Here is a 20,325-nt window from a genome sequence, read left to right as displayed (position 1 = left end):
GGTAGGGTCCGCCGACAGCCAGTCGAAGGGGAAAGTGGCATGCGTGAAGAGTCTTTGAGTGATGGCGCGAACGTCCCGTGTCGCTTGTGCGGCATGACGAGCCATTCGATCGACCAGCACGAAGCGGCAAAGCAAGCGGCGGGGGAATTCGCGCTACGGGCATACCGGTTCCACACGGACCACCTTCCGAAGGACGCTGCCCGGTGCCGTGCCGCCGGACACTGCGAGCACTACTACGAGTGCTGCAACTGTTCCGGCCTGCTGCCATCCGAAGAACGCAGGTTGGACGTTCTAGAGCTGTACAGGAAGGCAGGGGGTCAGTAACGCCCTGAGTGGCCGCCTGGGCGCCTTCTAGCCCCGTTGGGTCCCCCGAGTCCGGCGGGGCTTTCTGCTGCCCACTGAGCGCCTTCCAGAGCGGCGCTGACACCATGGTGGACCGGGGAGCACGCCGGAACGGCTCAGACGGGCACTCAGGGTCTCTACTGGTGCCATCCACAGGGTTGCGGATATCCCGACAGGCGGACGGGGTTATCCACAGTTGCTGTTGATAACCCGCTACGCGAGTCTGGCCTAGACCTCGCAGTGTCAGCGGGAAGGGTGAAACTGCACCCCCTACCTGACACCTCGTCAGCTATACCCTTTCTGGCCTGGCTTTTCTCTTCCTCGATGTAGTTATGTAGTTTCTGTACCCACTTCCAATACCTCTCGTGGGTTCTACAAGTGATACCCGGACTCGCTTCAGTTCCTACATTCCTGCACAGCGCCCGGCCCGAAGACTTGACGCGCCCCTTTTCGCTGTCCGTCGACATCAGCAGTAACGGCTACATAACGATTTAGCCCGGTCTCCCAGAATCACAAGTTTTCCGGCCTGAATGGGCATTCGACTCACTAGATAGAGGGTAGAGGGCGCGCACTGCGTCTTCACTGCGGACCACGCCCCTTATGAGGTCTGCCCATGAACGCCCGTGCGGGGGCATCAATCCGCACACGCTAAAGGCCCGATCCGGGTTGACTCGCATGACTGGCAGGGGTGTCCGGTCGTGCTGAGTCCCTGGGTCGGGCCTTTAGTCGTTTCTCACACCCCACCGAAAGAAGACTTCTCATGGCCACTGCTCGCGCTGAGTACGACACTGCACACCGGCACGTTGTTGCCGCCAAGGGACCGGCCAGCCACAAGCCCTGTGCTTTCTGCGGCACCTTCGCTGCTGACTGGTGCTACTCGCACCTAGACCCGGCCGAGATTTACCGTGATGGTTACCTGTGGAGTGACAGCACGGCGCACTACATGCCGCTTTGCAAGAAGCACCACCAGGACTACGACCGGGCATTCCGTCAGCACGGAAAGGCAGCGCTACCCGTCTTCGCTGAGTCGCTGCGTGAAGCCTGTCAGGCTACCTACGAGGAACGTCGGCAGGTTGTTGAAGCTAGGTCCGAGAACCTTTGGCGCGTCCGTGAGCGTGTGTTGGCGGAAAAGCGGGAGCATGGTATTGACACAGTACCCCGTGAAGTCATTCACGCCACTCATGATCTACTGGTGCGAGCCTACGGGTTCCGCCACGTTCAGCTACGTATGCAGTAGCCACCTCCGGATATTCGTAGGTGCGCAAAGACTCCGCTGACTGGTCTCAGCGGTTAGGGCTAGGAATGGCCCTTTCTCCAAAGTCGGGATTGGTTACCCCGCATGTCCCCGCCCCCGGATCTCAGTTAGGCGCGATGCCTGTCCGGGGGCGGGCCTACATTCTCCCCCGCTGCTCCCAGGTTCTTTCGTCCTTTCGGGCCTGGTTGAGCGCGGGGGTTCTTCGAAAAGGACACAGAACATGACTTCTCTTCTTGCGCAGCTTGCGGACGATCAGTTTGCGGCTTGCCAGATCGTTGCAGCGATAGCCCACAGCGCGCCGGATACTCAGCTTCCCGTCACAGCGCTGGCACAGGTGCTCTTCCTTGACGAAGCCGACATGCACACGCTGTATGGCGACCAGATGACCGCTTCTGAGGTGGTCGCGTACGTGCGAAACTGTCCGGCGTCTCACCTTCTCACGTTCATTTACGGCGCGGGAGTGAAGGTCGATGGCTGAGGCTGAGAACAACAGCGAGAATGCTGTCACCGAAAACGCAGCCACGGAAATTGACCAGGAACGGCCGGCATCCGGGGGAGATTCTGCTTCAAGCGAGGGAAATTCGACTAATCGAGAAGCCGCGAAGTACCGCACGAAGCTACGTGAGGCCGAAGGCAAGCTAGAGGCTGCCGAAGCCCGCGTTACTGCCCTTCTCCACAGGGAGATTGAGGCGCACGCAGCAAAGGTGCTGGCCGTTGGCGCTGACCTCTTCGATATCGGTGGAGCCAGCGTTGATGACCTGACCGACCCGGAAGGGAACGTCATGCCGGACGCCGTTAATGCCGCTGCTGAAGCGCTTCTAGCTAAGCGCCCTGGTCTCGGCAATCCAAATCGCCCGTGGGGTGATGTTGGTGGTAACCATCCCGCCTCTGGGCTGGAACGTCAGACAACGATGCGCGACGTCATCAACGAAGCAATCCACAAGCGCTAAGCGCATACCCGCTTACGGAAATCCGTAGGTGACCCTAGTGGCGCTGTTTATCCCCAGGTGGGAAACAGCGCCACACGTTTGGGCCTGGTTGCCCGCTCACTCTCGCTGTCAGGTACGGCGGGTTTCCATTTAGGCTCAAATTCCAAGGATGTGCAGTACGCCATGACCATGCTTTCTCCTGCTAACAGCGCGATTACTCCTGATGACCGGGGATCGCTTGTCACGAAGCCCGTTGAGGCGCTGGCCGTTGCCTACCTCACCGGTACGAAGGTCACCACTAAGTCTCACAGCTACCTCATTCCGATTCTTACGTCTGACGTGACCGTTGGCGCTGTGGCTGAGGGCGCGGAGATCACCCCGTCTGATGCCACGTTTACTGAGCTGGTGGTTACCCCGGCGAAGTTCGCTGGTCTCACCATTGCTTCGCGTGAGCTGATCGAGGACTCTAACCCGTCTGCTGATGCCGAGATTGGTAAGTCCATTGCCCGGCAGATTGCTAAGAGCGTGGATAACGCGCTGTTCAATGCGCTGTCTTCGCCCAACCCGGCTGGCTTTGCTTCGCTGGCTGGTATCTCGACGGTTTCAGCCCCGGTGACTTACACCAACCTTGACCCGTTCGAAGAGGCCGTGTCGAAGTCTGAGGCTGCCGGGGGCCGGATCACTGCGTGGGTTACCGGTGCGGATACTGCGCTGGAGATTGCGAAGCTCAAGGATCAGACCGGATCTAACCGGGGTCTCCTAAACCCTGACCTGACGACTGATGGACGGCGTCTCATTCTCGGCCGTCCGGTTGTTGTCAGCCCTCACGTTCCGGCCGACACCGTTTACGGCATCAGCAAGGATGATTTCCTTGTTGTGACCCGTGAGGACACGCGCCTTGACGTTGACGCTTCGGCGTACTTCTCCTCTGACCGTATCGGCGTGCGGGGCACCATGCGGGTTGCCTTCGGTATGCCGGTCGCTGGTGCTCACGTCCGTATCACCAACGCTGCGTCCTAATGGCGTAGCCACATGATCTAGCCCCGTCATCACCTTTACGGCACCGGGTGATGACGGGGCTATTCGTCTATGTGCTGCCGTTCGCTGGTGCAAGACCACGCTCCGAGCCGGCGAAAACGGCCACATTCTCTGACCTGCCCCTATCCCGCACAGTGACGTTGCTGCCCCCTGTGCTGGTGCTAACCCCCACCTCCGAAATTCGTAGGTGCCCTCATGCCGCAGGAGTACGGATATGCCGAGAAAGCCTATGAAGCCATGCAGCCAGCCGGGGTGCAGTGAGCTGACCAATGGTGGTCCATGCGCTCAGCACAAGAGGCAGCGCGAGGAACAGCGCGGCAGTGCGAGCAAGCGTGGTTATGACGTTGGCTGGCAGCGCAAGCGCAAGGCTTATTTGTACGCGAATCCGTGGTGCGTCCTGTGCAGTCGACCGGCAATCGTCGCTGACCATTGGCCGCTGAGTCGAAAGCAATTGCAGGAGCGACATGAGCCAAACCCTGATGCACCTAAGCACCTTCGGCCACTGTGCAAGTCATGCCATGACAGCGAGACCGCGAAGAATCAGCCTGGTGGATGGGCAGCCGAGAAGGCAAAGCCAAAGCCACCGAATCTCAATGACGTTCCGCCGTTCTGATCTACGCTGAGCCGCCCCCCTGGGGGATGACCCCCTTCCCTCTCAGAGATTGACCGGCAGGGAGGCAACTCTGTGGTGCCGCAGGTTAGGCAATTTTCGCGGAGAGAATGACCCCAATTTGATGCCCTGGTCACTCGCTGACCGGGGCTTTCCTATCAACTCTAAATCGACGCATGTTTGCCTGGCTTTCCGCTGGCGACGACTTCCTGACCCCCGAGCATGACCAGCACGTGACCGATTGGGTTGAGACCGAATAGCCAGCCGAACGCAGTACCCCTAGCCCTGTATCCGCTGCCTTCCTGGTGGCCGGTACTGGGCTCCTCGCGTTCCCGGGCGCTAGACAGCTTGCTGTGGACTGGGGATCATGACGCCCATGGATGCTGGGGTGGCGGCGGTACTAGGCGCGGTAACTGGATCAATCAGCGGTGTCATTGGTTCCATTACGGCTGGAAGGGCGCAGCGTGAAGGCGTCAGAATGACCGTGCGCTCAGAGCACGCAAAGGAGAGACACCAGCCACGGCGTGACGCGTACAAGGCTTTTCTGCAAGTTCTGCTCGACCTAGAGGCGCGTCTCACGATGGATGCGTACGAGGACTCAACCCCCGAAGAAGAAAAGCAGCTCAGAAGTGAGCTTGACGCACGATGGATTGACGTAGTCCTGGCAGGCCCCGAGGCGGTTACGGTCGTCGGTTACGTTGTACGGAACGCCGTAGACGACGTGTTTGCCCACATGGCTGAATGTCGTCAACTTATGCAGCGCGCCATTGAGGATTACGCCGACGAAGACGAAGAGGAGGCAGCTCGCCAAGAGTACGAGGATTCGCTGAACAGACTGCATGAATTCACACAGCTTCTGGTTGACTCCGTTAACGCGTTCGGGACAGTCGCCAGTAAAATTCTTGATCGAGACGGTACCGAATTGCAGAAACGCTCGCGGTGGTGGCGGCTCCGTAATCGGGCTAGCAGCAACCCTGCCCGAGCGTCTGGCCAGTCTTCTTAGGCTGCCTGGTGCTCAGCGAGCAGGGCGGCTACTTCCGGCACCTTGGCGTGTCTTCCTGGTGATGGTACGGGGCGCTTGGCATTTCTGATGAATCGTCAGGCTGCTGGGAGCATATCAATGGCGGATGTGATCAGCGAGCGCGCGTCCGCCCCATAGGCCGCAATCTCATGCAGGTTCCCGAACGCCTTGAGGTACAGCGCCACGTCACTCGGCTGAGTCTCCTTGATGGCTGCCGAGAGTGTTTCGACGTGCACACGCTGACCATCAAAGATGGTGAATGTCTCAAGGGGCCATGAGTCGCGGGGGGCTGTGAAAGGGATGATGCCGAGCGAGACCGAGGGAAGCGCCATGACCGACAGAAGGTGTCCAAGCTGAGCGGCCATTACTTCGGGGCTGCCTATGCGATATCGCAAGACCGCCTCTTCCACCAGGACAGCGAACCTGTGGTCACCTTCTCGGATCACACGAGACCGGTTCATACGCGCCGTTACGGCGTCTGCCACATCATCTGGCGTCCCTCGGAACTTCGCAATTGAAGTCAGCAGCGCTGCCGCATAGCCCGGCGTCTGGAAGAACCCTGGAACTACGTTGGAGCAGTAGACGTGAAACTGTCGTGTCTGCTCATAGAGCGGTACGCCCGACTCCTGTAGCCGCCTCAACCCGGTCCGCTGTAGCCGCTTCCACTGGACGTACATGGAATCGGCCTGCCGGTTGGCGGCGATTAGGTCATCAGCCTGCCCCGCAACACCGCATGCGGTGGACCAGGCGCGAATGTCAGCGTCACTAGGGGGCGTCTTCGCATGCTCGATACGTGACGACTTGGATTCGCTCCACGCACACCGGACAGCCAACTCACGCGCCGTGATCCCCGCGTCCAGCCTCATTTCCCGTAGGCGAACGGCTATGGCTTCCCGGGCCTCTTGGGCACGAGACGAAGGAGACGACGACATGGGTTGGCTGTCCGTTGGTGCTAGATCGTGTATTCGCTGTGCGGGGTTGCGCGGTGCCAGACTTCTTCAAACGAGGCAGAGCACATCTTCAACGTCTCTGCATCGGTGCTGAGTTCATCCCTTACGTGTGTGCCATCCCCCGCGAAGTGGTGGAGGCGGATTAGGTTTCCGTCGAACAGCCAGAAGTCATTGGCGGGCACCAGGAAGCCCATCACCTGGCTACGCGCCAGCCAGCGGACCTCTTCGCCAGCCTCCACATTGGCACGCGTCGCGTAGTGCTCCCAGCGGATGTATTCGCTGACAGGCTCCGAGACCACACGGGCACGGCGAACGACCACGCCACGCGCTACGGCATCCGCAATCGTCTGGTGGAACGGATGCCACCAGGACTCACGGTCATCCCAGTCAACGCGTTCTCCGCGCTGCCATGCCTCTAGCCGGGGATTGCTGCCGTAGTCGTCTCGCATTTCAAGGTGTACGGCGGATTCCCTGGTGTTGGCCAGTAGCTCACTGAACGGCGGAACGCTCAACTGCATCGCACGCTTCCCTGATCATCGGCACCATGCGCGCCGGAATCCTGATGACCTCTTCGCTGTCCGGGATCGCTCCGTGAGCCGGGCTGTTCGACTCACAGGCGGCACGGAGTTCAGGACTGGCCTTCCAGCCCTGCACCACCAGTTCCCCCGCCTCTTCGTCAGCCCAGACTGTAGGGCAGTGCTCAAGATCGGTGTCCGGGTCGATCCCGACGAACCGTAGCGCCATGTCAGCCTCCGTCAGTACGCGGTTTGCTTCGACTTGCACAGCCATCCTCCCTTCCTAGCGTGCACGGTCAAGACCGCCTGCAAAGTAATTGGCGTGCAAGTCCATGCAAGTTGATGGAGCACGCAGCGCCCCCGGTCGTTGACTGCACGCAGATGGCAGGGAAGTGATGCAGGGGGTTGGACGTGAGCGAGCCGAAGACCTATCCGAGTGATCCGGTTGAGTTGCCGTTGCGGCTCGGCAATCTGGAACCCACGCCCGTGGAAGGCTGCGCGAGTTGCACGGAACTTGCGAAGGTCCGGGATTGGGCACGCGCGGGCAGTGATCAGACCACCGTGACTGACTGCAATGTCCTCTTGGCGCGGCACCCCGAGGGGCACGAATGACGACGGCCCCGGAGCGTTCCCGTGTCACCGCCGGGCGAATATCCCAACCCCGGAAGTCAGCTCCGCATCATCCGAAGCCACGCGCCGGACGGACGGGCGGGGAGCGCCCTTGGTCCCTGTGGACGTGGGGGGACCTGTGCGGGCAGTGCGCTGGGCATCGTGCGATCTGGTGTGACGGGTGCGGCGGGTTCAGCGGCTGTGAGCTGTGCGGCTGGACGTACAAGCGCCCCTGCCCCGTGTGCGTGGGTGGCGACGCGGAACCTATCCGCTGGTGAGACTCCGGCCCGCTGAGCGACGGCGAGCAACACAGCTCAGCGTGTCGGCTGCCCCGTCTGTGCGTCTCCCCGGCGCATGGGCGGGGCTTCGTGCTGTGGAGTAACTGGGCCTGTGACCAGCGACGTTGCCTGTGTCGGCGCATCCTCGCTGAGCCCTGTCCCTGCATGTACGCTTAGACGAGGCACCCGCCCTCGTGGCCCGTGTTGAGCGCGGCCAGCAGATGGACGACCTCCGGGCCGCGCACCTCGCCGACGACCAGCCGGTCGGGACGCATCCGCAGCGCCTGGCGCACCAGGTCCTCGAGGGTGACCAGGCCGGCGCCCTCCTGGTTGGCCGGTCTGGTCTCCAGCCGTACGACATGGGGGTGGTCGGGGCGCAGTTCGGCGGAGTCCTCGGCGAGCACGATCCGCTCGCCGGGCCCGACCAGCCCGAGCAGGGCGCTCAGCAGGGTCGTCTTGCCGCTGCCGGTGCCCCCGCTGATGAGGAAGGACAGGCGGGCACCGATCAGCGCCCGCAGGACTCCCTCGCCGCCGGGCGGCACGGTGCCCGCCGCGGCGAGTTCGTCGAGCGTGAACGCGCGCGGCCGCGCTACGCGCAGCGACAGGCAGGTGCAGCCGACCGCGACCGGGGGCAGTACGGCGTGCAGCCGGGTCCCGTCGGGCAGCCGGGCGTCGGCCCACGGCCGCGCGTCGTCGAGCCGGCGCCCGGCCACGGCGGCCAGACGCTGCGCGAGACGCCGTACGGCCGCCGCGTCGGGGAAGGCGACCGGGGTCAGTTCGAGGCCGCCGCCGCGGTCGACCCAGACCCGGTCGGGCGCCGACACCAGCACGTCGGTCACGGCGGGGTCGGCGAGCAGCGGTTCGAGCGGGCCGCTGCCGATCAGCTCCGAGCGCAACTGCTCGGCCGCGCCGAGGACTTCCGCGTCGCCCAGCACGCGGCCCTGTTCCCGCAGCGCCTGCGCCACCCGCGCGGGTGTCGGTTCGGCGCCGCTCTGCGCGAGCCACTGGCGCACGCCGTCGAGCAGCCGTACCGGCGTCGCCGCCGCGCCCACCGCACCCGCCGCGCTCGCGGCGCCCACCGAGCCCACAGGGCCCGCCATGTCCGCCGGTGGCGGCGCGAAGACCGCGTTCATACGGCGCCCGCCTCGGCCAGGGCCCGCTCCCAGAACCCCTTGCAGAAGCGCGCCAGGGGGCCGCGGGCGGCCGCGCCGGGTGGCGCCGCCGTCCCGTGCGGGCGGGTCAGCGCGGCCTCGACGGGCACCTCGCCGGCCAGCGGCAGCCCCAGCAGGCGGGCCACCTCCCGGTCGTCCAGCCCCGGCGCGTACGGCCCGCGGACCGCCACGCGCAGGTCGCGCAGGACCATGCCGAGGGCTGCGGCCAGTTGTCCGGCCGCGGCGACCGCGCGGAGTTCGGCGGGGACCACGAGGATGCCGACGTCGAGCTGGGCGAGAGCCTCGGCGACCGTCTCGTCGAGGCGCCGGGGCAGGTCCACGACGACCGTGCCGCCCCGGCGGCGGGCCGCCGCGAGCACCGCCCGCACGGCCTGCGGCGGGATGCCGACGCAGTCGCCGCGGTCCCAGCTGAGCAGCCGCAGCGAGTGCAGCCGCGGCAGCGACTCCTCCAGCGCGCCGCCGCCCAGCCGGCCGCGCGAGGCGGCGAACGCGGGCCAGCGCAGCCCCTCGGCGGTCTCCCCGCCGAGCAGGACGTCGAGTCCGCCGCCCAGCGGGTCCGCGTCGACGAGCAGGCTGCGCAGTCCCTCCCGCGCGGAGGTGATGGCGAGCGCGCAGGCCAGCGTGGAGGCACCGGCCCCGCCCCGGCCGCCGATGACCCCGACGGTGAGCGCGGGGCGGCCGACGCCCTCGGCGACGTCGGCGATCCGGTCGATCAGCCACTGCTCTCCGTCGGGCAGCATCAGGACGTGATCGGCGCCGATCTCGACGGCGCGCCGCCAGACCCCGGGATCGTCCTGGTCCCGGCCCACCAGGACCACGCCGCGCCTGCGCGCGGCCGCCCTGACCCGGCGCGCGGCGTCGTCGCCGACCAGGACGAGCGGCGCGCTCTCCCATCCGCTTCTGCGGCGCGGCACCCCGGGATGGACCTCGGGGGTGGCGCCGGCCGCCGCGCACAGGCGCAGCAGGTCGTCGAGGAGCACGGCGTCCTCGGTGACGATCAGTGGCGCGCCCGGCCTGTCCCCGGTGTCGGGCGGCGGCTCATGTGTGACGGTTCCGGCCACGGGAGTCCCCCTTCGCTGCTTCTCTCGCGCGGCATCCGCGGCCGCGGCGATTCCCAAAGACGTGGGGAACCGGCGAGCGGCCCCCATATGAACGGCCGATACGAACCGGCCAAACGCGCCCCGACAAAGGGAACCGGCCATGAATCACCGCGGCCGAGACGCGCTGGAATCACCGTGCGACGAACCCGGAAATCATGTGGATCTTGGTCGAAAACTGTGGACATCTCGGTGGTTGTGAATATCGGCATCACCCATACCGGTGAGTGCCGAACCGACCCCTGTGCGACTCTCACAGAGCAGCGCGACGACTACGCAAAGTGACGAGTCATGGGCATGGCGAGTTGGCGCCCGCCAACTGCACGGCAGGCGCCACTGACTGCGAAGAAATCGGAAAAACCCATCCGGACATGCGACGACCCCCGCCGGGGGGGAGAGCGGGGGTCGTCTCCACGGCCGACTCGGGGGGGGAGGAGTCGGGCCGGGTTAGCACGGTCGCGAACGATCCGTGACTTCCATGGTGTACCCGAGAGCCTTCTCAGGCAAACCAACGCACCCCACCTTACGCCGAATGGCGGGCGCCTATGCTCGGGGGCGTGGAAAACCACTCCTTGCCCCGCACAGCGGCCTTCTTCGACCTGGACAAGACGGTCATTGCGAAGTCGAGCACGCTCACGTTCAGCAAGTCGTTCTACCAAGGCGGGCTGATCAACCGACGGGCCGTCTTGCGTACCGCCTACACCCAGTTCGTCTTCCTCGTAGGCGGCGCCGATCACGAGCAGATGGAGCGCATGCGCGAGTACCTCTCCGCGCTGTGCCGCGGCTGGAACGTCCAGCAGGTCAAGGAGATCGTCGCCGAGACCCTGCACGCCATCGTCGACCCGATCATCTACGACGAGGCGGCCTCCCTCATCGAGCAGCACCACGCCGCCGGCCGGGACGTGGTCATCGTGTCCACCTCCGGCGCCGAGGTCGTGGAGCCCATCGGCGAACTCCTGGGCGCCGACCGGGTGGTGGCGACCCGTATGGTCGTGGGCGAGGACGGCTGCTTCACCGGCGAGGTGGAGTACTACGCCTACGGCCCGACCAAGGCCGAGGCGATCAAGGACCTGGCCGCGTCGGAGGGGTACGACCTCTCCCGCTGCTACGCCTACAGCGACTCCGCCACCGACCTGCCGATGCTGCGCTCCGTCGGCCACCCGCACGCGGTGAACCCGGACCGCGCGCTGCGCCGCGAGGCGGTCGCCCAGGGGTGGCCGGTGCTCGACTTCCACCGCCCGGTGCGGCTCAAGCAGCGACTGCCCGGCCTGTCCGCGCCCTCGCGCCCCGTGCTGCTCGCGGCGGCGGCCGTCGGCGCCGCCGCGGCCACCGCGGGCCTGGTCTGGTACGTGAACCGGCGCCGGAGGGTCGCCGCCTGACCCCCGGCTCCGCGGGCCGCCGCGCCGGTTCCCGGGATTTGTTCGGAATTCCGATGCCCGTTTAGAACCTGTTTGAACATAAAAGTAAAGAAGTGCAGGCAGGGGTTCCGCTTGCTCCCGGCTTGCAGTACAAAGGACACAACGGCCCGCGAGACCGAAGGACATCCGAGAGGATCCCCTTTAACTACGCATTCTGGCCCCACGGACCGAGCATGAACATTGGGGACCCACGCGACGTCGACCCGTCGATTACGGGCCAGCCGCACCAGGTGACGGGCAAAGTTCCCGACCTGATGGGCGACACAGCGAGGACGCTTGGTACCCCGGTGAACGTGCCAGCGGCGGTACGGATCCCCGTACCGCCGCAACCCTGTCCAGGCCCGTTCCGGTGTCAGGCCTTCAGGCCCGGTCCAGCGTCAGGCCGCAACCCTGGTCAGGCCTGTTCCGGCGTCAGGCCGCTCCGCGCTGGAGCGCCTCGCACACCGCCGTCGACTCGCGGGCGCCGAGTTCCACCGCCCGGCCGCAGTGGCCGATCCAGGCCGCCATGCCGTCCGGGGTGCCGGAGACATAGCCGTCCAGCGCCGCCAGATAGGCCGCACGGCCCAGTTCGGCGTGTCCGACCTCGGACGGGCAGACCGCCTTCGGGTCGAGCCCGCTGCCGATCAGGACGATCCGCTCGGCCGCGCGCGCGACCAGCCCGTTGTGCGTGGTGAACGGCCGCAGCGCGAGCAGCTCGCCGTGCACCACGGCGGCGGTGACCAGCGCCGGAGCGGCACTGCCCGCGACGATCAGGTCGGCGAGCCCGTCCAGCCGCCCCGAGACCTCGTCCGCACCCGGCACCGGAAGCTCGATCAGCGGCTCGTCGACACGCTCACCGGCCCGCCTCGGACGGCCCACCTCGTCACCGGCGCCCGCGGCCGCCACCATGTGCAGCCGCGCCAGCACCCGCAGCGGCGACTGCCGCCAGATGGACAGCAGCTGGCCCGCCTCGGCGCTCAGCCGCAGCGCCGCGCCCAGCACGCGCGCCTCGCCGTCGCCGCTGAAGTCGGTGCGCCGGCGCACCTCCTCCAGGGCCCAGTCGGCACCCGAGAGCGCCGCCGAGCCACGGGCGCCACGGAGCGCCGCCTCGGCCGTGATCTGGTTGCTGCGGCGCCGCATGATCCGGTGCCCGTAGACCCGGTCCACGGCCTTGCGCATCGACTCGACGGACTCGGCGACACCGGGCAGCGAGCCCAGGGCGGCAAGGGGATCCCCGGCGATCGAGCCCGCCCGGGAGCTCGAAGGGGGCTCGGCGGTCGCTCCTGTCGTACTCATGAGTACGACCCTACGCACACCTGGCGCGCACCCCACGAAGGAGTGGTCTTCTTCACGACTCTCCGCGACATACGGCTATCGCGCGACTACGCTTCGTGAACATGAAAATTGCTTTCGTCGGGAAGGGCGGCAGCGGCAAGACCACGTTGTCCTCCCTGTTCATCCGCCATCTCGCCGCCTCGGGCGCTCCCGTCGTCGCCGTGGACGCCGACATCAACCAGCACCTGGGTGCCGCGCTGGGCCTCGACGAGACGGAGGCCGCCGGGCTGCCCGCCATGGGCGACCGACTGCGGCTGATCAAGGACTGCCTGCGCGGTTCCAACCCGCGCATCGCGTCCGCCGACACGATGATCAAGACGACCCCGCCCGGCGAGGGCTCCCGGCTGCTGCGGCTGCGCGAGGACAACCCGGTCTACGACGCCTGCGCCCGGCCGGTGGAACTCGACGGCGACGCCGTGCGTTTGATGGTCACCGGCCCCTTCACCGACGCCGATCTGGGCGTCGCCTGCTACCACTCCAAGACCGGAGCGGTGGAGCTGTTCCTGAACCACCTGGTCGACGGCCGCGACGAGTACGTGGTGGTCGACATGACCGCGGGCTCCGACTCCTTCGCCTCCGGGATGTTCACCCGCTTCGACATCACGTTCCTCGTCGCCGAGCCGACCCGGAAGGGGGTCTCCGTCTATCGCCAGTACAAGGAGTACGCCCGCGACTTCGGGGTCGTCCTGAAGGTCGTCGGCAACAAGGTCCAGGGCCCGGACGACCTGGACTTCCTGCGCGCGGAGGTCGGCGACGACCTGCTCGTGACGGTCGGGCACTCGGACTGGGTGCGCGCCATGGAGAAGGGCCGGCCGCCCCGCTTCGAGCTGCTCGAGGACGCCAACCGCCGCTCCCTGCGCGTCCTGCAGGTCGCCGCGGACGCGACGTACGAGCTGCGGGACTGGGAGCGGTACACCCAGCAGATGGTCCACTTCCATCTGAAGAACGCCCGCTCCTGGGGCAACGAGCGGACGGGGGCCGACCTGGCGGCGCAGGTCGACCCCGGGTTCGTGCTGGGCGAGGACCTGGGCGTCACGGCCCCCGTCTGACACGAGGGACGTCACCGCCCGCCTTCTACTGCTCCTTGCGTTCGTCGGCCGCCGGCGTTCCCGGTGCGCCGGGGACGCCCTTCGGCGCCGGCGCGGGCGCGCTCGACAGGTAGGACGCCCAGCCCGCGTTCGGGGCCTCGCCGACATTCAGGGCGCGCAGCTTCGCGAGCACCTTGGGGTCCTGCGCGTCCAGCCAGTCCGCCAACTGGTGGAAGGAGACACAGCGGACCTCGGGCTTGTTGCAGACGTTCTGGACGACCTCCTCGACGGCCCGCATGTAGGTGCCGCCGTTCCAGGACTCGAAGTGGTTGCCGATGACGAGGGGCGCGCGGTTGCCGTCGTAGGCCCGGTCGAAGCCCTTCAGCAGGCTGTCGCGCATCTGGTCGCCCCAGAAGGCGAACTTGTCGGGGTCACCCTGGGTCTGCGTGCCGGACTGGTTGACCATGTAGTTGTAGTCCATGGTCAGGTTCTCGTAGGTGTGTCCCGGGAACGGCACGAGCTGCATCGACAGGTCCCACAGGCCCTCCTTCTTCTTGGGCCAGACCTGCTCGTTCACGCCGCTGGTGTCGTAGCGGAAGCCGAGCTGGCTCGCCGCCTTCATGAAGTTCTGCTGGCCTTCGAGGCAGGGCGTGCGGGCGCCGATGAGTTCCTTGTCGTAGTCGAAGGGGAGCGGGGCCGCCTTCGTCATGCCGGAGTTGGTCTTCCAGCTCTGCACGAAGTGCTTGGCCTGGGCGATCTCGCTCTTCCACTCGTCGACGGACCACTGGCCGACGCCGCCGTCGTTCCCGCAGAAGTGCCCGTTGAAGTGGGTGCCGATCTCGTTGCCCTCCAGCCAGGCCAGACGCAGCTGCTGGACGGTGTCGGCGATGCCCTTCTCGTCGTTGAAGCCGATGTCGGAGCTGCCCGGCGAGTGCTGCGGCGGCTTGTACTGGTCCCGCTTCTCCTCCGGCAGCATGTACACGCCGCTGAGGAAGTACGTCATGGTGGCGTGGTTGGCCTTGGCCACCTTGCGGAAGCGGGAGAACAGCTTCTGGCTGTCCTCGCCCGCGCCGTCCCAGGAGAAGACCACGAACTGCGGGGGCCTCTGTCCCTGTTTCAGCCGCTCCGGCCTGGGGAGATGCGGCTGCGCCCCGGTGTACGCCGTCGAGCCGTCGCCGATCATACGGAGCACGCTGCCCGGTGCGGCCTGGGCCGGCCTCCCCTTCTGCGGGCCGGGCGCTCCGGGGGCGCTCTTCGAACCGATCGAGCAACCGGCGAGCGAGGCGGTGCACATCGCGGCGATCACGGAACCCGCGGCGATCTTCTGGGTGGCGGCCATGTCCGCCCACCTTCTTCCTTCTCTCGGGCCGAGGCCGATGAGGACGACTTCTGGTGCCGTGCCGGGAGGTGCCGACGGCGCCGTCAAGGTCGCACGGGCATGAGAAGGAATTAGTACGACAAGCCGATGAAATGCTCACTTCACCCATGGGAGTGCTTCACTAACCCATTTGCACCGGAATTCCCGGCAGGTCCTTTACTCTGAATTACGATCCATTTACCGACAGTTGATTCATCCCGCCGCTGCACGCCGTGACCCACGGCCGCGTCACGCCCCCTGCCACCGAAAGGGAGCCCACCCTTTCCGCGACCGCGCTGCCCCGGAGGAGACGGGAACATGTCAGCCTGCACCCCCACCCGAGCCGACTCGAGCGAACCCCGCCGCCTGCACCAGCCCCACAGCCCGCCACCGGCCCCGCCCCGCCGCTTCCGGATCGAGGGCGCCGACCTGTCCGCCTCGATCGCCGTCTTCCTGATCGCCCTCCCGCTGTCCCTCGGCATCGCCCTCGCCACCGGCGCGCCTCTCCAGGCCGGGCTGGTCGCCGCCGCGGTCGGCGGGCTCGTCGCCGGGCGGCTCGGCGGCTCGCCCCTCCAGGTCAGCGGCCCCGCCGCCGGACTCACCGTCGTCACCGCCGACCTGATCCACCGCTACGGATGGCGCACGACCTGCGCGATCACGGTCCTCGCCGGGCTGGCCCAGCTGGGCCTGGGCTGCCTGCGGGTGGCCCGCACCGCGCTCGCCGTCAGCCCCGCCGTCGTGCACGGGGTGCTCGCCGGCATCGGCGTCACCATCGCCGTGGCCCAGCTGCACATCGTCCTCGGCGGCACCCCGCAGAGCTCCGTCGTCGCCAACGTGCGCGCCCTGCCCGCCCAGTTGGCCGCGCTGCACCCGGGGGCGGTCACGGTGAGCGTGCTGACGCTCGCGCTGCTGCTCCTGTGGCCGCGGATCCCCGGCCGGGCCGGCCGCCTGCTGCGCGTACTGCCCGCCGCGCTCGTCGCCGTCGCCGGGGCCACGGCCTTCGCGTCGCTCGCCGGCATCGGCGTGGCCCGGGTCGATCTGCCGTCCTGGAGCAGCCACGCCCTGGCCGGACTGCCCGAGGGCCCGGTGGCCGGCCTCGCCGCCGCCGTCCTCACGACCACACTGGTGTGCAGCGTGCAGTCGCTGCTCGGCGCGGTCGCCGTGGACAAGCTGGTGGCCGCCCGGCCCGGCGGCCCCGCCGCCGTCCCGCGCTCCGATCTGGACCGTGAACTCCTCGGCCAGGGCGCCGCCAACGTCGTCTCCGGGGCGCTCGGCGGGCTGCCGGTCGCGGGCGTGGCGGTGCGCAGCTCGGCGAACGTGCACTCCGGCGCCGTGAGCCGCAACTCCACGATGCTGCACGGCGTTCTCGTGGTGATCGCCGCGCTGCTGCTGGTGCCCGTCCTGGAGCTCATCCCGCTCGCCTCGCTCGCCGCCCTGGTGATGGCCGTGGGCGTCCAGATGGTGTCCCTGCACCACATCCGCACGGTGACCCGTCACCGCGAGGTGCTGGTCTATGCGGCGACCGTCCTCGGCGTGGTGGTCCTCGGCGTCCTGGAGGGCGTCTGCATCGGCGTCGCCGTGGCCGTCGCTCTCGCCCTGCACCGGCTCGCCCGTACGCGCATCACCCATGAGGAGCACCCGGAGCGCGAGGGCGTCCATCACGTGCGGGTGCGCGGCCAGTTGACGTTCCTGGCGGTGCCGCGGCTCAGCCGCGTCCTGCACCACGTGCCTCGCGGCACCCACGCCGTCGTGCAATTGGACGGGTCCTTCATGGACCACGCGGCGTACGAGTCGCTCCAGGACTGGCAGCGGTCGCACACCGCGCAGGGCGGCAGCGTCGAACTGACCGGGCGCCGCGCGGGCGTGAGCGTCGCGGAGGCCCCCGACGGCACGGACCGCCTCGCCGGTACGACGCCGGTCGACGGCACCGCGTCGGCCGAGGACGCCGACGCGACCGGAGGCACCGACCTCGCCGAGAGTGCCGCGCCGTCCGGACCCGTGGGCTGCCGTTGCCGGCCCTGGACCCCCTGGCGCAACCACCGGTGCGCCCCCGGTCCGGCCACCCGGTCCACCGAGCAGGCCCGTCGGACAGGGCCACCGGAGGGTCAACTGGTGCGCGGGATCAGCACGTTCCAGCGCAACACCGCACCCCTGGTCCGCGATGAGCTGGCCCGGCTGGCGCGAGAGGGCCAGCGGCCCTCGCAGCTCTTCCTCACCTGCGCCGACTCACGGCTCGTCACCTCGATGATCACCTCCAGCGGTCCGGGCGATCTCTTCGTGGTGCGCAATGTCGGCAACCTCGTGCCCGCGCCCGGCGAGGAGAGCGGCGACGACTCGGTGGCGGCCGCGATCGAGTACGCGGTGGACGTGCTGAAGGTGCGGTCCATCACGGTCTGCGGACACTCCGGGTGCGGCGCCATGCAGGCGCTGCTCGGCGCGGATCCGGACGCCGAGCGGACGACCCCGCTCAGACGCTGGCTGCGGCACGGCGCGCCCAGCCTGGAACGACTGGCCGACGGCGGCCGCCCGCGGGCCCGGCTGGCCGGCCGCCCGGCCGCCGACGCCGTCGAGGAACTGTGCCTGGCCAATGTGGTCCAGCAGTTGGCGCATCTGCGCGCGCACGACTCGGTGGCGCGCGCCCTGCGCGAGGGCGCGCTGGAGCTGCACGGGATGTACTTCCATGTGGGCGAGGCCCAAGCGTATCTGCTCGGCGGCCACCTCGGGGACGACGTGTTCGCCCATGTGGCGGAGGCGGAGGAGGTGCCCAGCCCGGCGTGACGGCCCGGAGTGACAGCCCGGCGTGACGGCCCGGGTGACGGCCCTGCGTGACAGCTCGGGGTGACGGCCCGGGTGACGGCCCGGCTCGACAGCTCGGGGCGACGGCCCGGGTGACGGCCCGGCTCGACAGCTCGTCGTCACCGGCCCGGTGACGGCCCGGCGGGACGGCTCGGCGGGGCGGCTCGGCCCCGGCTGAACTGCGGGCGCCCGCAGTCCGTGGGTACCGATGAGGTACGGATGGGGTTCGGACGACGTACGGGACGAGGGCGCGATCCACGCGCCCCGCCCGCACAGGTCTAAACCAATTATCCGTCGGCCCTTGTCACCGGGCCCCCGGGTCTGATGAGCTGTGGCCTGGGACACAACGGACACCCTGCGAGAGGGAGATGTCGTGAGCAACGAAAGCCTGGCCAACCTGCTCAAGGAAGAGCGCAGGTTCGCGCCCCCCGCCGAGCTGGCCGCGAACGCCAACGTGACGGCGGAGGCGTATGAACAGGCCAAGGCTGACAGGCTCGGCTTCTGGGCCGAGCAGGCCCGTCGGCTGACCTGGGCCAAGGAGCCGACCGAGACACTCGACTGGTCGAATCCGCCGTTCGCCAAGTGGTTCAAGGACGGCACGCTCAACGTGGCGTACAACTGCGTGGACCGGCATGTCGAGGCGGGCCACGGCGACCGGGTCGCCATTCACTTCGAGGGCGAGCCGGGCGACAGCCGTGCCCTCACCTACGCCGAGCTGAAGGACGAGGTCTCCAAGGCCGCCAACGCCCTGCTGGAGCTGGGCGTGCGGGCGGGCGACCGGGTCGCCGTCTACATGCCGATGATCCCCGAGACGGCGATCGCCATGCTGGCCTGCGCCCGGATCGGCGCCGCCCACTCCGTGGTCTTCGGCGGCTTCTCGGCGGACGCGCTCGCGACGCGGATCCAGGACGCCGACGCGAAGGTCGTCATCACCTCCGACGGCGGCTGGCGGCGCGGCAAGCCGTCCGCGCTCAAGCCGGCCGTGGACGAGGCCGTCACCAAGGCGGGCAACGTCGAGCACGTGCTCGTGGTCCGCCGCACCGGCCAGGAGGTCGCCTGGACCGAGGGCCGCGACGTGTGGTGGCACGAGGCGGTGGACCGGCAGCCGGCCGAGCACACGCCGGAGGCGTTCGACGCCGAGCACCCGCTGTTCATCCTCTACACGTCCGGTACGACGGGTAAGCCCAAGGGCATCCTGCACACCTCGGGCGGCTACCTCACGCAGGCGTCGTACACCCATCACGCGGTGTTCGACCTGAAGCCGGAGACGGACGTCTACTGGTGCACGGCGGACGTCGGCTGGGTCACCGGGCACTCGTACATCGTGTACGGGCCGCTGGCGAACGGCGCGACGCAGGTGATGTACGAGGGCACCCCCGACACCCCGCACCAGGGCCGGTTCTGGGAGATCGTGCAGAAGTACGGGGTGACGATCCTGTACACGGCGCCCACCGCCATCCGCACGTTCATGAAGTGGGGCGACGACATCCCCGCGAAGTTCGACCTGTCCAGCCTGCGGGTGCTGGGCTCGGTGGGTGAACCGATCAACCCCGAGGCCTGGATCTGGTACCGCAAGCACATCGGCGCGGACCGCACGCCGATCGTCGACACGTGGTGGCAGACCGAGACCGGCGCGATGATGATCTCGCCGCTGCCCGGCGTCACCCAGACCAAGCCGGGTTCCGCGCAGACCCCGCTGCCGGGCATCTCCGCGACGGTCGTCGACGACGAGGCCAACGAGGTGCCGAACGGCGGCGGTGGCTACCTGGTGCTGACCGAGCCGTGGCCGTCGATGCTGCGCACCATCTGGGGCGACGACCAGCGGTTCCTCGACACGTACTGGTCGCGTTTCGAGGGCAAGTACTTCGCCGGTGACGGCGCGAAGCGGGACGACGACGGCGACATCTGGCTGCTCGGCCGGGTGGACGACGTGATGCTGGTCTCCGGGCACAACATCTCCACCACCGAGGTCGAGTCGGCGCTGGTCTCGCACCCGTCGGTGGCCGAGGCGGCCGTGGTCGGCGCGGCGGACGAGACGACCGGCCAGGCCATCGTCGCGTTCGTGATCCTGCGCGGCAGCGCTGCCGAGAGCGCCGACCTGGTGGCCGAGCTGCGCAACCACGTCGGGGCGACCCTGGGCCCGATCGCCAAGCCCAAGCGGATCCTGCCGGTGGCGGAGCTGCCGAAGACCCGCTCCGGGAAGATCATGCGGCGGCTGCTGCGCGACGTGGCGGAGAACCGTGAGCTCGGAGACGTCACCACGCTGACCGACTCCACCGTCATGGACCTCATCCAGACGAAGCTGCCCGCGGCGGCCAGCGAGGACTGAGCCGGCCGGCACAGCACCGGACAGCGAGGGGGGCACCCGGCGCCGAGGCGCGGGGTGCCCCCCTTCGGCGTCCCCGAATGAATGCCGGGTGCCCGCTTCGCACTTAATGTGGGGATCACCGGATTACTCCCCGCGCACGTTAGGTAAAGTAAGCAAAATGGCGGCACCCGAAGCAGCGGGTGCCCAGAGGTGACAGGTGCGCCGGGAAGTCTGGTCGGCATGTGCCCCGCCCTGCCCACCCACCGGAGGTCCCCGCCGTGCCGGCGA

16 protein-coding genes and 1 pseudogene are annotated in these 20,325 nt (G+C 67.8%); 10 read left to right on the top strand and 7 right to left on the bottom strand.

The window, feature by feature from the left end; all coding sequences use genetic code 11:
• Positions 1 to 1,102 precede the first annotated feature (1,102 nt).
• The 5 genes from WN71_RS41390 (at position 1,103) to WN71_RS41380 (ending at position 5,177) form a co-directional block, all read left to right on the top strand.
• Positions 1,103 to 1,579 carry a hypothetical protein gene (locus WN71_RS41390; protein ID WP_143074791.1) on the top strand — a complete coding sequence of 159 codons (477 nt, stop codon included), beginning with the start codon at positions 1,103 to 1,105 and terminating at the stop codon, positions 1,577 to 1,579.
• 238 nt (positions 1,580 to 1,817) lie between these two features.
• Positions 1,818 to 2,075, top strand: coding sequence for a hypothetical protein (locus WN71_RS02205; protein ID WP_046581558.1), 258 nt, complete (start codon positions 1,818 to 1,820; stop codon positions 2,073 to 2,075).
• Complete coding sequence (locus WN71_RS41385; protein WP_143074790.1) at positions 2,068 to 2,547, top strand: hypothetical protein; 480 nt, start codon at positions 2,068 to 2,070, stop codon at positions 2,545 to 2,547. Before WN71_RS02205 ends, WN71_RS41385 begins: the two co-directional genes overlap by 8 nt.
• 162 nt (positions 2,548 to 2,709) lie before the next feature.
• On the top strand, positions 2,710 to 3,546 hold the full coding sequence (locus WN71_RS02200; RefSeq protein ID WP_046581631.1) for a phage major capsid protein: 837 nt from the start codon (positions 2,710 to 2,712) through the stop codon (positions 3,544 to 3,546).
• 1,004 nt (positions 3,547 to 4,550) lie between these two features.
• Complete coding sequence (locus WN71_RS41380) at positions 4,551 to 5,177, top strand: hypothetical protein (protein WP_143074789.1); 627 nt, start codon at positions 4,551 to 4,553, stop codon at positions 5,175 to 5,177.
• Positions 5,178 to 5,272: 95 nt separating this feature from the next.
• Here WN71_RS41380 and WN71_RS02190 read toward each other — a convergent pair whose 3' ends face one another.
• Genes WN71_RS02190 through WN71_RS02180 form a run of 3 tightly spaced genes read right to left on the bottom strand, consistent with a single transcriptional unit; the run spans position 5,273 to position 6,889 of the window.
• A complete protein-coding gene (locus WN71_RS02190; RefSeq protein WP_046581555.1) occupies positions 5,273 to 6,127 on the bottom strand; it encodes a helix-turn-helix domain-containing protein in 855 nt (284 codons plus the stop codon).
• A 20-nt stretch (positions 6,128 to 6,147) separates the two neighbouring features.
• Positions 6,148 to 6,663 carry a DUF6879 family protein gene (locus tag WN71_RS02185; RefSeq protein WP_046581552.1) on the bottom strand — a complete coding sequence of 172 codons (516 nt, stop codon included), beginning with the start codon at positions 6,661 to 6,663 and terminating at the stop codon, positions 6,148 to 6,150.
• Complete coding sequence (locus WN71_RS02180; RefSeq protein WP_046581630.1) at positions 6,635 to 6,889, bottom strand: hypothetical protein; 255 nt, start codon at positions 6,887 to 6,889, stop codon at positions 6,635 to 6,637. The genes WN71_RS02185 and WN71_RS02180 overlap by 29 nt, the downstream gene beginning before the upstream one ends.
• 182 nt (positions 6,890 to 7,071) lie before the next feature.
• Here WN71_RS02180 and WN71_RS39430 point away from each other — a divergent pair, with 182 nt between their 5' ends.
• The gene (locus tag WN71_RS39430) at positions 7,072 to 7,272 is read left to right on the top strand and encodes a hypothetical protein (protein WP_079177595.1); all 201 of its coding nucleotides are present in this window, start codon (positions 7,072 to 7,074) and stop codon (positions 7,270 to 7,272) included.
• Positions 7,273 to 7,729: 457 nt separating this feature from the next.
• On the opposite strand, the pseudogene WN71_RS02175 reads toward WN71_RS39430, so the two are convergent.
• Positions 7,730 to 8,647, bottom strand: a pseudogene (locus WN71_RS02175) (TadA family conjugal transfer-associated ATPase); the annotation flags it as partial.
• A 29-nt stretch (positions 8,648 to 8,676) separates the two neighbouring features.
• Positions 8,677 to 9,780: a septum site-determining protein Ssd gene (gene ssd, locus WN71_RS02170; protein WP_046581549.1), complete on the bottom strand. Its 1,104-nt coding sequence runs from the start codon at positions 9,778 to 9,780 to the stop codon at positions 8,677 to 8,679.
• Between the two features lie 581 nt (positions 9,781 to 10,361).
• Between ssd and WN71_RS02165 the strand changes: the two genes are divergently transcribed.
• Entirely contained in the window at positions 10,362 to 11,195 is an 834-nt protein-coding gene (locus WN71_RS02165) for an HAD family hydrolase (protein WP_046581547.1), read from the top strand.
• 450 nt (positions 11,196 to 11,645) lie between these two features.
• Here the strand turns inward: WN71_RS02165 and WN71_RS02160 are convergent, their stop codons facing one another.
• Positions 11,646 to 12,509 (bottom strand): Fic family protein, encoded by an 864-nt coding sequence (locus WN71_RS02160; protein WP_046581545.1) that lies wholly within the window; start codon positions 12,507 to 12,509, stop codon positions 11,646 to 11,648.
• A 101-nt stretch (positions 12,510 to 12,610) separates the two neighbouring features.
• Between WN71_RS02160 and WN71_RS02155 the strand changes: the two genes are divergently transcribed.
• On the top strand, positions 12,611 to 13,597 hold the full coding sequence (locus WN71_RS02155; RefSeq protein ID WP_046581543.1) for an ATP-binding protein: 987 nt from the start codon (positions 12,611 to 12,613) through the stop codon (positions 13,595 to 13,597).
• A gap of 25 nt (positions 13,598 to 13,622) precedes the next feature.
• Here WN71_RS02155 and WN71_RS02150 read toward each other — a convergent pair whose 3' ends face one another.
• On the bottom strand, positions 13,623 to 14,915 hold the full coding sequence (locus WN71_RS02150) for a polysaccharide deacetylase family protein (RefSeq protein ID WP_046581541.1): 1,293 nt from the start codon (positions 14,913 to 14,915) through the stop codon (positions 13,623 to 13,625).
• A 336-nt stretch (positions 14,916 to 15,251) separates the two neighbouring features.
• Between WN71_RS02150 and WN71_RS02145 the strand changes: the two genes are divergently transcribed.
• Complete coding sequence (locus WN71_RS02145; RefSeq protein WP_046581539.1) at positions 15,252 to 17,711, top strand: SulP family inorganic anion transporter; 2,460 nt, start codon at positions 15,252 to 15,254, stop codon at positions 17,709 to 17,711.
• Between the two features lie 391 nt (positions 17,712 to 18,102).
• Positions 18,103 to 20,058 (top strand): acetate--CoA ligase, encoded by a 1,956-nt coding sequence (gene acs, locus WN71_RS02140; protein WP_046581537.1) that lies wholly within the window; start codon positions 18,103 to 18,105, stop codon positions 20,056 to 20,058.
• Positions 20,059 to 20,325 lie beyond the last annotated feature (267 nt).

The organism is Streptomyces mangrovisoli, assembly GCF_000974985.2.
GTDB classification, from domain to species: Bacteria; Actinomycetota; Actinomycetes; order Streptomycetales; family Streptomycetaceae; genus Streptomyces; species Streptomyces mangrovisoli.
This window is presented reverse-complemented; position numbering and strand designations above follow the sequence as displayed.

Coding starts and splice junctions, on each gene's coding strand:
- WN71_RS41390 (WP_143074791.1), top strand. CDS start 1,103: ATGGCCACTGCTCGCGCTGAGTACGACACTGCACACCGGCACGTTGTT.
- WN71_RS02205 (WP_046581558.1), top strand. CDS start 1,818: ATGACTTCTCTTCTTGCGCAGCTTGCGGACGATCAGTTTGCGGCTTGC.
- WN71_RS41385 (WP_143074790.1), top strand. CDS start 2,068: ATGGCTGAGGCTGAGAACAACAGCGAGAATGCTGTCACCGAAAACGCA.
- WN71_RS02200 (WP_046581631.1), top strand. CDS start 2,710: ATGACCATGCTTTCTCCTGCTAACAGCGCGATTACTCCTGATGACCGG.
- WN71_RS41380 (WP_143074789.1), top strand. CDS start 4,551: ATGGATGCTGGGGTGGCGGCGGTACTAGGCGCGGTAACTGGATCAATC.
- WN71_RS02190 (WP_046581555.1), bottom strand. CDS start 6,127: ATGTCGTCGTCTCCTTCGTCTCGTGCCCAAGAGGCCCGGGAAGCCATA.
- WN71_RS02185 (WP_046581552.1), bottom strand. CDS start 6,663: ATGCAGTTGAGCGTTCCGCCGTTCAGTGAGCTACTGGCCAACACCAGG.
- WN71_RS02180 (WP_046581630.1), bottom strand. CDS start 6,889: ATGGCGCTACGGTTCGTCGGGATCGACCCGGACACCGATCTTGAGCAC.
- WN71_RS02165 (WP_046581547.1), top strand. CDS start 10,362: ATGCTCGGGGGCGTGGAAAACCACTCCTTGCCCCGCACAGCGGCCTTC.
- WN71_RS02160 (WP_046581545.1), bottom strand. CDS start 12,509: ATGAGTACGACAGGAGCGACCGCCGAGCCCCCTTCGAGCTCCCGGGCG.
- WN71_RS02155 (WP_046581543.1), top strand. CDS start 12,611: ATGAAAATTGCTTTCGTCGGGAAGGGCGGCAGCGGCAAGACCACGTTG.
- WN71_RS02150 (WP_046581541.1), bottom strand. CDS start 14,915: ATGGCCGCCACCCAGAAGATCGCCGCGGGTTCCGTGATCGCCGCGATG.
- WN71_RS02145 (WP_046581539.1), top strand. CDS start 15,252: ATGTCAGCCTGCACCCCCACCCGAGCCGACTCGAGCGAACCCCGCCGC.